Below are 12,814 nucleotides of genomic sequence, written 5' to 3'. Positions count from 1 at the left end.
GATCGGTAGGCGCTAACTCTTTCATTTTTTACCTCGGGAATAGGCGTGTGAGATTATTTTCACAATTAAGCTGGTATTTTCTTAGTGAATGGCGGCGCTATTTGGGAGCTGTTATTTTTCTCGTCATGATTGCGGTGCTGCAACTCATTCCTCCCCGCTTGGTTGGAGTTATTGTTGATGGCATTAGCTCAAAAACGATGACATCCCGTCAGCTATTAATGTGGCTAGGGGTAATGCTGCTTATTGCTTTGGCAATATATGGTCTGCGGTATGTTTGGCGTGTATGGTTGTTCGGTGCTTCTTATCGGCTGGCTGTTAAGTTGCGTAGTGACTTCTATTTGCGTCTGAGTAGTCAAAATCCTGAGTTTTATTTGCGCCATAGAACAGGCGATCTTATGGCTCGCGCAACAAATGATGTTGACAGAGTTGTTTTTGCTGCTGGTGAGGGAGTACTTACTCTAGTTGATGCTTTAGTCATGGGGTGTGCTGTTCTAATTGTAATGAGTGTGCAGATCAGTTGGCAATTAACATTGTTATCACTGTTGCCTATGCCGATTATGGCCTTAGCAATTAAGCATTATGGTAATCAGCTTCATCACCGTTTTAAATCTGCGCAAGGTGCATTTTCTGTCCTGAATAACCATGCACAGGAAAGTTTGACTAGTATCCGTATGATAAAAGCATTTGGACTGGAGAAGCTGCAATCCAATCAGTTTGAAGAAGTTGCCATTGATGCTGGGCGTAAAAATATGCATGTTGCACGTGTAGATGCACGTTTTGATCCCACCATTTTCGTTACTATCGCTGTTGCAAACCTCTTGGCGGTCGGAGGAGGCAGTTGGATGGTGGTGAATGGCTCCATGACTCTGGGTGAACTGACCAGTTTTGTAATGTATCTGGGATTGATGATCTGGCCAATGTTGGCATTGGCATGGATGTTCAACATTGTTGAAAGAGGAAGTGCCGCTTATACACGTATCCGTAGTTTATTGCAGGAACCACTGGTAACCGAAGACGGTGCGTTGTCCTTGTCTTCAGCTCGGGGGAGCTTGCAGGCAAATATCAACAGATTTAACTATCCCAGAAATGATAAGCCTATTTTGCAAGCTATCCATTTTCAGTTGGAACCAGGGCAGTTATTGGGACTTTGTGGGCCTACAGGTACAGGAAAAAGTACTTTATTGGCTTTGTTGCAACGTCAGTTTGATGTAACCGATGGAGATATTCTTTTCCAGTCAAAAAATATTTCTACTCTCCGAATGGAAGAATGGCGTGCCCGATTAGCTATCGTCAACCAAACACCTTTTCTGTTTTCGGATACGGTTGTAGGTAATATTGCGTTAGGACGACCTGATGCAACTCAAGAGCAAATAGAAGAGGTCGCTCGCCTAGCAAGTGTACATGACGATATTTTGCAACTGCCTCAGGGATATCAAACGGAAGTGGGAGAGCGTGGAGTGATGCTTTCTGGTGGGCAAAAACAGCGTATATCCATTGCCAGGGCTTTGCTGTTAGATACGGAAATTTTAATACTTGATGATGCTCTGTCAGCCGTTGATGGGCACACAGAACACCAAATTATGAAAAATCTCAGCCAATGGCGGCAACAGCGTACCATTATTATCAGTGCACACCGACTGTCGGCATTAACGGAAGCAGATAATATTTTGGTTATGCAGCATGGTACGATTGCACAGCAGGGCCAGCATAAGCAGCTTATCGCTCAGTCTGGTTGGTATTCCGACATGTATCATTACCAACAACTAGAAGCTGCATTGGATGGTGACAATGACTAAAATTCATATGCGTAAGTTATGGCCATCATTAAAGCGTCTGCTCTCTTACAGTCAAAATTACCGTAAGCCGATGCTAATTGCTGTATTGATGTTATGGATTGCGGCACTGGCAGAAGTGAGTGGACCTCTGCTTGTGAGTTATTTTATCGACAATATGGTAGCAAAGGGGAACTTACCGCTTGATGTTGTCGCTGGGCTTGCCGCAACCTTCTTGATTTTGCAGCTTATTTCTGCTGCTTTACACTATTATCAAACGTTATTTTTTAATCAGGCATCTGTAGGGGTGGTGCAGATGCTTCGTACTGATGTTATGAATTCAGCATTACGTCAGCCATTAAGTGCTTTTGATAATCAACCAGTTGGGCAACTGATATCCCGTGTGACAAATGATACTGAGGTAATTAAAGATCTGTTTGTTAATGTGATCCCTACAGTGTTTCGTTGTATTGCGCTGATTGGAGCTATGCTGATAGCCATGTTTGTTTTGAATTGGCGTATGGCATGTGTTGCGATCGTGATATTTCCTGCGGTCTTGTTTGTAATGGTGATTTATCAGCGTCTCAGCATCCCAATAGTCAGACGGGTTCGTGGCTATCTGGCTGACATTAATGATGGCTTTAATGAAGTCATTAATGGAATGACTGTGATTCAGCAGTTTCGTCAGCAAGCTCGTTTTGGTGAGAAAATGTTGGCTACCAACCGAGCACATTATCAGGCTCGTATGCAGGCTTTAAGGTTAGATGGCATCTTGTTGAGACCATTATTGAGCTTTTTCTCCGCCGCAATATTGTGTGGTTTACTTTTATTATTTGGGATCAAAGGCACTGGGGTTATTGGTGTTGGTGTATTGTATGCCTTTATTAATTATCTTGGGCGGTTGAATGAACCACTGATTGAATTGACCGCACAGCAATCAGTGTTGCAGCAAGCAGTGGTTTCAGGGGAACGAGTTTTTGAACTTATGGATAGCCCGCAGCAGCAATATGGTGATGATTTGCGAGCGCTAGAGAGTGGCAGAATTGACATTGAAAACTTAAATTTTGCCTACCGCAGTGACAAACTCGTCTTGAATGATATCAATCTGCATGTTCCTCCACATGGGTTTGTGGCTTTGGTTGGGCATACAGGGAGTGGAAAAAGCACTCTGGCCAATTTGATTATGGGATACTATCTGTGGCAAGACGGTGAGATTTATCTTGATGGACGCCCAGTGTCTTCGCTTTCTCATACAGTGCTGCGTAATGGAGTGGCAATGGTGCAGCAAGACCCTGTTGTTCTGGCTGCTTCATTCCTCAACAATATCACGCTAGGGCGGGATATCAGTGAAGAGAAAATATGGGAAGTGCTGGAATTGGTTCAATTAGCTGACTTTGTCCGTTTTTTACCCGATGGTTTGAATTCCGTCTTAGGAGAACAAGGAAATACGCTTTCCGCAGGTCAAAAACAGCTTTTGGCAATGGCTAGGGTTTTAGTGCAAACGCCACAGATTCTTATCTTGGATGAGGCAACCGCGAATATTGATTCAGGGACAGAACAATCAGTACAGAAAGCGCTGGGAATGATCCGTAAACAGACGACATTGGTGGTGATTGCCCATCGTCTTTCAACCATTATTGAAGCTGATTCGATATTAGTGCTGCATCGTGGTGCAATTATTGAACAAGGGCAGCATCAACAACTACTGGAAAAGCGTGGGCGCTATTATCAAATGTACCAACTCCAGCAAGTTGGCGAAACTTTGAATGAACCAGTGCACATTTAGTGTGCATTTTAGTATGTATATAGGGGGCAGATGTGTTTTCTGCTCCTTTTTTATCCCTTCTTTAGAAATATTTTTCGATAATAAATTGATTACATTTCATTTTTAACTTCTGGCATATCCCTTGCATTTATTCCCTTGTGCCAACGTGGCAAACAAGCGGGGGAAATATGAAGTTAATCACTATCATCATAAAACCATTTAAGCTGGAAGAAGTGCGGGAGGCTCTTGCTGATATAGGTATACAAGGTATGACTATAACAGAAGTAAAGGGCTTTGGACGTCAAAAAGGCCATTCTGAACTTTATCGGGGTGCTGAATACAACGTTAATTTTTTGCCCAAAGTTAAGATTGATATTGCTATTAGTGATGAGCGGGTTGAAGAAATTATCCATATTGTTCAACAGACTGCTTTCACAGGGAAGATGGGGGATGGAAAAATATTTATCTTTGAATTACAGCATGTTGTCCGGATCAGGACGGGCGAAATAAATGATTCAGCACTATAAATGGAGGAATAAAAAATGAATAAAAAATTTTTATCTATGGCGTTTATTGCGGCCAGTTTTCCTTCATTTGCTTTTGCTGCGGAAAACAAGCTCGATAAAGCAGACACGGTATTCATGTTGATAAATACGGTACTTGTACTTTTTATGACTATACCCGGTATTGCATTGTTTTATGGGGGCTTACTACGCCGTAAAAATGTTTTGTCACTGATGTCACAGGTTATTGTCAGTTTTTCATTGGTTTGTGTGCTCTGGGTTATTTACGGGTATAGCATGACTTTTGGAATAGGTAATTCTTTTTGGGGTGGCTTTGATCAGGTCATGTTGAAAAATATATCTATAACTGATCTAAATGGCAGTTTTTATCAGTTGATTCATGTTGTTTTCCAAGGTGCATTTGCATGTATTACCGTTGCTTTGGTTGTAGGGGCTTTATGTGAAAGAGTTCGTTTTTCAGCTTTGCTGATTTTTAGTGTGTTGTGGTTGACAACATCTTATATTCCCATGGCCCATATGATGTGGGGAGGTGGTTGGCTTGCTAAGGATGGAGCTTTGGATTTTGCTGGTGGGACTGTTGTTCACATCAATGCGGCAGTAGCAGGGCTAGTTGGTGCTTACTTACTTGGTAAGCGTTCAGGCTTTGGGCGAGAATCATTTAAACCTCATGACTTATCAATGACTTTTATTGGAACAGCGATCCTTTACATTGGTTGGTTTGGCTTTAATGTGGGATCTGCGGGAGCAGTGAATGGTATCTCAGCATTAGCTCTAGTGAATACGGTGGTAGCAACGGCAGGAGCGGTATTGTCATGGGTTTTCTCTGAGTGGTTGTTTCGCCAGAAACCTTCGCTTTTAGGAGCATGTTCTGGATGTATTTCTGGTTTAGTGGTCATTACGCCTGCTGCCGCAACAGTTGGAATTGGTGGAGCATTGGTAATGGGACTGATTGCAGGCATTACAGGCTTATGGGGTGTGGTCATATTGAAGAGATGGTTGCGTGTTGATGATGTTTGTGATGTTTTCGGGATACATGGAGTATGCGGCATCGTTGGTTGTGTGTTGACTAGTATTTTTACTTCATCCACTTTAGGTGGAACAGGATTTCCCGAAGGAATGACAATGCTAAGACAGTTTGGCATTCAGATTATTAGTATATTAGTCTGTATAGTTTGGTCATCAATAGCGGCTTATATCTCATTTAAGATCGCAGATAAATTGGTTGGGCTACGTATTAGTATTGAAGCAGAAAGGGAAGGACTTGATATTACTTCACATGGTGAAAGTGCTTATAACTAAGCATTTTTACTTGTTTGAAAATAGGCGCGCCGTGCCGTATTAACAGAAAGGTCAGTAATAAAAATTCTAGTAACAAAAATCAGTAATGGGATAACAGTAAAAGAATAGTGCTGATTTCTGTTATTACGGCATACGGCATACGGCATACGGCATTGATTCAATTCATGATTCAATTCATTATAACTTTCGGATTACTCCCTCCTGAACAGCAGAAGCGATAAGCACACCTGAACGGTTATAGATATGCCCACGAACAAAACCACGGGCACCTGATGCAGATGGACTTTCGATTGAATAAAGTAACCAATCATCCATACTAAAAGGGCGGTGATACCACATTGAGTGGTCAATTGTGGCTATTTGCATATTTTTTCCCATAAATTCTACACCATGAGGCTGTAATGCTGTGGGTAGGAAATTGAAATCTGATGCATAGCCCAGCAAGCAATGATGAATGAATGGATCTTCTGGCATTTTTCCATTGCTACGGAACCAAACATAACGCACAGGGACTTGGGATGAATGATTAGGTAGCTTTTGAAGGGGAACGAGCTTCATTTCCAATGGTGCTACGGAAAAAGTTTTTTTTAATTGAGCAGAGAGTGAGTTAGCCATTTTTTTCACAATTTCTTCTTGGGACTCTAACTCTTCGGGAGGGGGGATCAGAGGCATGGTATTTTGGTGTTCAAAACTTTCTTCATGCCCTTGAAAAGAAGCCGTCATGTAAAAAATAGGATGCCCATTTTGTATTGCGCTGACACGGCGGGCACTGAAACTTTTTCCATCACGTAATATTTCAACATCATACACAATGGGTTTATGGCTATCACCTGGGCGTAGAAAATAGCTATGGAAAGAGTGAATCATTCTATCATTCGCGACGGTTTGTTTTGCTGCATATAGAGCTTGACCTATTACTTGTCCGCCGAAAACCTGAGGAAATCCTAAGTCTTCACTTTGTCCTCGGTAAATTCCTTCTTCTATTTTTTCTAGGTGTATCAAGTTAATTAAGTATTGTAATGCTTGGCTCATAACATGCCTTTAGTGTTTAAAAGCGTTTGAAAAGTATAAACGAAAGATTATGGATAATAAGTTTTTTATTTGATCGATAGTAAATAGGGGGCATTGTAAATGAAATTATCCTTGTGTTTTTATTTTAGATGCGAACTATTACTGTTAATTTTATCAATGATTATCAAATAATGCGAATGTATTGTTTTGGTTGTTTGTGTGTTGATTTATATGGTTATTTTTTATTTTAAGTAATAGAGGATAAGGAGGTTGGTATTTGATGTAGGTTGTGGAACTGAAATTATGTAATTTTTATATGATAAAACAATGATCCATTAATATTATTAAATGTATTTATTATTACATCTGTTTGCTGTCTGTATGTTATGTCTTCTTGTCTACTATAGGTTATTAATTTGAAAAAGTTGGAGAGAATTTCAGGTTAAAAAAATGCTATATTTCATTAAGTAAAATCATTAAATAGTGGAATGATTAAAAATTAGGCAGTAGACGCAGAAATTTTTAGTGTCAAAATTTTTGGGTTGATGGTTTTTACAACGTTGCGAGCAATAAATCAGCATTCAGCTGATGTTTCCTTGCTATTTCATAATGTTTGAAAGATAATGACCACCGCTTCGAAATTTGAAGCTAACGTCAATGGGGGCTCTGTTGGTTCTCCCGCAACGCTAACTTGTTAACTTGGTCAGGTCTGGAAAGAAGCAGCCATAGCAAGGGATGTGTGTGCCGGGATGTCGCTGGCAGAGCCCTCACCAGTTTCAAAATCATCATCAAATTATACTCTTAGCCGATAATAGTTACCGGCTTAGTCACTTTCTATCTGAACACTACAGCTTAGCGGACAAACTTCCAAACAGATGATGGGATTTTATCATAAAGTTTATTCATAGTAAGTTCAGCTAAACGGTGGTCGGCCGCGGAGTAGAACAACTCAAGTTCATCATCCGAAAGCTCATATTTATTTTTTTCAATTACACGTTCCAGTGTTTCAATAGAAGTGCATTTTCTCAAACGCATCAGATAGTCAGTTTTAGTCATAGTCGCTTTATCTTCTTGGGAATAAAAAATAGTTAGAAATATATTTATTGGGTTTTGCTTAAAGTAGCATTCAAATCATGTAACAGAATCTTAGTTAACTGTTCATTTCTTTTGTTTTTTGCCACTTTGTAAGTTCAATAAAACTTATATTATTACTTTCAAACAAATTATATGTTTCATCTAGATAGTCATCAATTAAGACACTTAGGCTGTAGTTGTCTGAGTATTTAATTTTAAAGCTCTAGACAAAAGCTGCAAAGTGTCCAATCAACTCGTTTTAGTTTTAAGCTTTTTTCAGAGGCCAGCTCGTGAATCCAATGATTATCAGTGTGATTCAGGACAGAAAACACCTCATGAATTAAATTTTACATAAGTATTTTAATTCAGCAACATCATGTCTTCTTGGTGGATATTCGCCCATAATCACCTCCACAAATGACATATGGCTTATTTGCCCTAAGGTTTATAAATGAGCTTATACATGTTAATTATTATAGTCATTCTTTTAGAATAGAGCCTATCAAAACATGATTATTATTTATTAATATTGAAGCTCTGTTTTGCGTTTCTGCCAAGTGCTAGCACTCCACTACGTAGGATAACCATATCTACATATTTTGCTAAATATATAGAATTATACTAAGACAGTAGATGTTGTAGCAATAGCACAAGTGTCATTATAGGCGATTATATTACGACTTTCAAAATCAATATAGTGCCATTATTACATATGTCACCATCAAGATGGAAAATTTTTTACCATTAGCGGTGTGATCAAGATAAAAACAAGGAAAGTTGCTAACTTACCTTCTGTTTATTATAAAAATCAGAAAGATGTTACTTTTTTAAACGTAACCTGTCTTTCATAAGTATTTATTTTAATTAGACTATGGATGAATTTTAACGCAGATATTGTAATTTGTTGTTTGGAGAGTTTTTTACCTATTTTAAAAGGCCACATGAGTGGCCTTTTGTAGTTAAATTTAGTGAGGGGTTGAGATAGGTTCAATCTCCTCATTTTTCTTCGAAAACCGCCGCTTAATGACAACGAAAAACACAGGGACAAAATAAATTGCTAATGATGTAGCAGCAATCATACCGCCCAATACTCCTGTTCCCACGGCATTTTGTGCACCTGAACCTGCGCCATTGCTCAGTACCAGAGGCATAACTCCAAGCATAAAGGCTAAAGAAGTCATCAGGATTGGGCGCAAACGCATTCTGGCAGCATCGAGTGTTGCTTCTATTAATCCCTTTCCTTCTTTCTCTATCAAATCTTTGGCGAACTCTACGATAAGGATGGCATTTTTCGCTGATAACCCGATGGTAGTCAATAAACCAACCTTAAAGTAAACATCATTATCCAGTCCACGTATTGATGTTGCCAGTAATGCACCGATAATCCCCAGAGGGACGACTAGCATGACTGAGAACGGAACAGACCAGCTTTCATATAATGCTGCCAGACAAAGGAATACAACAATCAATGACAGTGCATACAGAGCTGGAGCCTGATTACCGGACAGGCGTTCTTGATAAGACATTCCAGTCCAGTCATAGCCAATCCCAGAAGGTAACTGTGATGCTAGTTGCTCCATAAGAGCCATTGCATCACCAGTACTTTGTCCATGAGCTGCTTCACCCACAATTTCCATAGAAGGGAGACCATTATAGCGTTCCAGGCGCGGTGAACCGTAAACCCACGGCTCCTTTGATGCATCTATGAACGCAGAAAACGGCACCATTTGACCACGGTAGTTACGGACATACAATTTGCTGATATCGCTTGGCAACATACGGAAAGGAGCATCCGCTTGAATATAGACTTTTTTGACACGACCTCGGTCGATAAAGTCATTGATGTAAGCACCACCAAACATCGTACTCAAAGTTGAGTTGATATTGGTCATAGATACACCCAGTGCTTCTGCTTTTTCCTTATCGATATTAATGCGATATTGCTGTGTGTCATTTTGCCCATTGGGGCGAACACTCGTCAGCATGTCTGGATGTTGTGCAATCATACCAAGCAATTGGTTGCGTGCTGCTGTCAGTGCTTCATGTCCCAGATTTCCTTTATCAATCAATTGGAAATCAAAACCGGTGGCAGAACCCAACTCTACAATTGAAGGAATATTAAACGCAAAGACGATGCCTTCCTTGATTTGAGCAAAATTAGCATTTGCTCGACCAACAATGGCTGGCACCTTGTCTTTCTGATCCTTACGTTGCTCCCAATCTTTTAAGCTGATAAATGCCAGGCCAGTATTTTGCCCTTGACCACCAAAACCAAAGCCATTAACTGTAAACACAGATTTAACAACATCTTTTTCTTTGGTATAGAAGTAGTCATTTATTTGATCCAATACCTTTTGTGTTTGCTCTTGAGTTGAGCCAGAGGGTAATTGAACCATTGCTAATAAAACACCCTGATCTTCTTCTGGCAGGAAGGAGGAGGGCAGATTTTTAAATATCCAGCCCATGCCCGCGATCAATATGACATAGATCACCAAGTAGCGCCCTGTGCCACGTAACATCCGACCGATACTATCAGTGTAATGGAGTGTGCTCTTTTCAAACAGGCGGTTAAACCAGCCAAAGAATCCTGTATGAGTTCCATGGCTGCCTTTGGCAACTGGTTTTAGCATCGTAGCGCACAGTGCAGGAGTCAGGATTAAGGCCACCAGAACAGACAGTATCATTGCTGAAACGATGGTGATTGAGAACTGGCGGTAAATCGCTCCTGTTGCACCTCCGAAGAATGCCATTGGTACAAATACAGCGGAAAGCACTAGGGCGATACCGACCAGAGCACTTTGTATCTGCCCCATTGATTTTTTGGTGGCTTCTTTCGGTGATAGCCCCTCTTCCTGCATGACTCGTTCGACGTTTTCCACCACAACAATGGCATCATCCACGAGCAGACCTATGGCAAGTACCATGGCAAACATGGTTAATGTATTGATGGAGTAGCCAAATGCAGCAAGGATGGCAAATGTACCAAGCAGTACAACCGGAACCGCAATTGTTGGGATCAAGGTGGCCCGGAAGTTTTGCAGGAACAGGTACATGACGATAAACACCAACAGGATGGCTTCCGTCAATGTTTTTACCACTTCAAAAATAGAAATTTTGACGAATGGCGTGGTGTCATATGGATAAACAACTGTCAACCCTCGAGGGAAGAAAGGTTCCATTTCAGTCAGTGCTTCTTTGACTGCCTTGGAGGTATTCAATGCATTGGCACCAGTTGCCAGTTTGATACCAACTCCCGCTGAGGGGTTTCCGTTAAAGCGACCAATGATACTATAATTTTCTGCGCCCAATTCAATGGTAGCAACATCATGCAAGCGAATTTGTGAACCATCAGGATTCATGCGCAGCAAAATATTGCCGAATTCTTGTGTTGAATTCAGACGAGTTTGTGCGATTATCGACGCATTTAAACGCTGCCCTGGAACAGGTGGCGTTCCTCCTAATTGCCCGGCTGCAACCTGATTGTTTTGTGCCTTGATTGCACTAATAATATCCTGAGTAGATATTTTATAGTTAAGCAATTTGTCAGGATCGAGCCAAATGCGCATGGCATACTGTGTGCCGAAGAGTGTTGTTTCACCTACGCCAGTGACACGGCTCAAGTTATCTTTGACACTGGCCCCGACATAATCGGCAATGTCATCTTGAGTCATGGAACCGTCTTGAGAGATGAAACCGGCCACCATCAAAAATGAGCTGGTGGTTTTATCAACACTGACACCTTGTTGCTGAACTTCTTGAGGCAACAGTGGCATCGCCAATTGCAGTTTATTTTGAACCTGAACTTGCGCGACATCTGGATTTGTGTTCGCTTCAAAGGTCAGCGTGATATTCATGTGTCCCGCAGAATCGCTACTAGAAGACATATACACTAGATTATCGATGCCGTTCATATTCTGTTCAATAATCTGTGTTACAGTATTTTGTACTGTTGTCGCGTCAGCTCCAGGGTAAACTGCTGAAATAGAAATGGCGGGTGGGGCAATTGCGGGGTATTGCTCCACGGGTAATTTCATGATTGCCAGCAGGCCAGATAGCATGGTGATGATCGCGATTACCCATGCAAAAATTGGCCGTTCGATAAAAAACTTAGGCATGAATCACCGACTCCTTATTGAGGCTTTTTTGCAGACTCATCTTGATTAGCCGTAGGTTTGGCGTTCAGATCTGTTTCCGTTGGCTCAACCGTTATTCCTGGCGCTATTTTCTGCAATCCTGTGACGATTACTCTATCCCCAGTTTTCAGACCATCTACTACCAGCCATTTGTCACCGATTGCCTGAGTAGCATTGATATTGCGCAATTCTACTTTGTTATCTTTATCCACAATCATGGTGATTGCCTGACCACGAGGTGTTCTGGTAATAGCTTGCTGAGGAACTAAAATCGCATTTTTGCGCACACCTTCTTCTAACTTGGTGCGGACAAACATACCCGGGAGTAATTCTTCATTCGGATTTGGGAACACGGCTCGCATAGTGATAGAGCCTGTTGTTTCGTCAACCGTCACGTCAGAAAACTCAAGGTAACCTTCTTGACTGTACTCTTGCCCTGAGTCAGTTATTAGGCGGATTTTGTTTTTCTTACTCTCCTTTTGGACAGTTCCTTTTGCAATTTCATTTTTGAATCGCAGGTAGTCGTCACTGGATTGAGTGATGTCAACATAGATAGGGTCTAACTGCTGAACAATCGTTAGGGCTGTTGGCTGACCCGCGGAAACCAGTGCTCCTTCTGTGACGGTGGACTTACCCGCACGCCCAGAAATAGGAGATGTCACTTTGGTGTATGCCAGGTTGATTCTGGAACTCTCCAACGCTGCCTTAGAAGACTCAACATCTGCTTTTGCCTGAGCATAATCTGAATTTGCTTTATCAAATTCCTGCTTACTCACATATTGTGTGCCAAGCAAGGATTGATAACGTTCAACAGTTAAGCGGGAAACGTTCTCATTGGCTTGTGATCTGGCCAGACTTGCTTTGGCTTTACTATACTCTGTTTGATAAGTTGCTGAATCTATTTGGTATAATGACTCCCCAGCAGCAACATCACTCCCTTCTTTATAGTTACGTTTCAGTATAATACCGCCGACTTGGGGACGAACCTCAGCAACACGAGAAGCCGATGTACGGCCCGGTAATTCTGTGATAACCGTTAGAGGTTCTGCCTTCAGCGTTACGATACCAACTTCAGGAACATGCTGACCAGCGGCCCCTTGCTGTGTATTTTTATTGTCATTACATCCTGAAAGAATGAAATTGCCTGAAATTACCAGTAATGTGGCCAGAGGCAAAACTCCCCTGTTCTTTCGCATAAGTAAACCTCAATTTTTCAATATTGATTCTCTAATCCAA

The 12,814-nt window shown here is 41.3% G+C and carries 8 protein-coding genes, 1 other RNA gene and 1 pseudogene; 5 read left to right on the top strand and 5 right to left on the bottom strand.

The genetic code is table 11. The features are described from left to right. The first annotated feature begins 47 nt into the window (after positions 1-47). The 4 genes from PSI14_RS03365 (at position 48) to amtB (ending at position 5,360) form a co-directional block, all read left to right on the top strand. The gene (locus PSI14_RS03365; protein ID WP_273574408.1) at positions 48-1,796 is read left to right on the top strand and encodes a SmdA family multidrug ABC transporter permease/ATP-binding protein; all 1,749 of its coding nucleotides are present in this window, start codon (positions 48-50) and stop codon (positions 1,794-1,796) included. Further along, entirely contained in the window at positions 1,789-3,558 is a 1,770-nt protein-coding gene (locus PSI14_RS03360; protein ID WP_273574407.1) for a SmdB family multidrug efflux ABC transporter permease/ATP-binding protein, read from the top strand. The genes PSI14_RS03365 and PSI14_RS03360 overlap by 8 nt, the downstream gene beginning before the upstream one ends. Before the next feature lie 167 nt (positions 3,559-3,725). Further along, positions 3,726-4,064, top strand: a complete 339-nt coding sequence (gene glnK / locus PSI14_RS03355) for a P-II family nitrogen regulator (RefSeq protein WP_273574406.1) — start codon at positions 3,726-3,728, stop codon at positions 4,062-4,064. 15 nt (positions 4,065-4,079) lie between these two features. Further along, positions 4,080-5,360: an ammonium transporter AmtB gene (gene amtB / locus PSI14_RS03350; RefSeq protein ID WP_273574405.1), complete on the top strand. Its 1,281-nt coding sequence runs from the start codon at positions 4,080-4,082 to the stop codon at positions 5,358-5,360. Positions 5,361-5,537: 177 nt separating this feature from the next. Here the strand turns inward: amtB and tesB are convergent, their stop codons facing one another. Further along, a complete protein-coding gene (tesB, locus tag PSI14_RS03345; RefSeq protein WP_273574404.1) occupies positions 5,538-6,392 on the bottom strand; it encodes an acyl-CoA thioesterase II in 855 nt (284 codons plus the stop codon). 646 nt (positions 6,393-7,038) lie between these two features. Between tesB and ffs the strand changes: the two genes are divergently transcribed. Beyond that, positions 7,039-7,135: signal recognition particle sRNA small type (ffs, locus tag PSI14_RS03340), an RNA gene on the top strand. An 88-nt stretch (positions 7,136-7,223) separates the two neighbouring features. On the opposite strand, the gene hha is transcribed toward ffs, so the two are convergent. The 4 genes and pseudogenes from hha to PSI14_RS03320 form a co-directional block, all read right to left on the bottom strand. Next, positions 7,224-7,427 (bottom strand): hemolysin expression-modulating protein Hha, encoded by a 204-nt coding sequence (hha, locus tag PSI14_RS03335; RefSeq protein WP_010845060.1) that lies wholly within the window; start codon positions 7,425-7,427, stop codon positions 7,224-7,226. 94 nt (positions 7,428-7,521) lie between these two features. Continuing rightward, positions 7,522-7,848 (bottom strand): annotated as a pseudogene (gene tomB, locus PSI14_RS20125) (Hha toxicity modulator TomB). A 562-nt stretch (positions 7,849-8,410) separates the two neighbouring features. Continuing rightward, positions 8,411-11,560 carry an efflux RND transporter permease subunit gene (locus tag PSI14_RS03325; RefSeq protein ID WP_273574403.1) on the bottom strand — a complete coding sequence of 1,050 codons (3,150 nt, stop codon included), beginning with the start codon at positions 11,558-11,560 and terminating at the stop codon, positions 8,411-8,413. 14 nt (positions 11,561-11,574) lie between these two features. Continuing rightward, positions 11,575-12,774, bottom strand: coding sequence for an efflux RND transporter periplasmic adaptor subunit (locus tag PSI14_RS03320; protein ID WP_273574402.1), 1,200 nt, complete (start codon positions 12,772-12,774; stop codon positions 11,575-11,577). Positions 12,775-12,814 lie beyond the last annotated feature (40 nt).

This window comes from Xenorhabdus anantnagensis, assembly GCF_028598555.1.
Classification (GTDB): domain Bacteria; phylum Pseudomonadota; class Gammaproteobacteria; order Enterobacterales; family Enterobacteriaceae; genus Xenorhabdus; species Xenorhabdus anantnagensis.
This window is presented reverse-complemented; position numbering and strand designations above follow the sequence as displayed.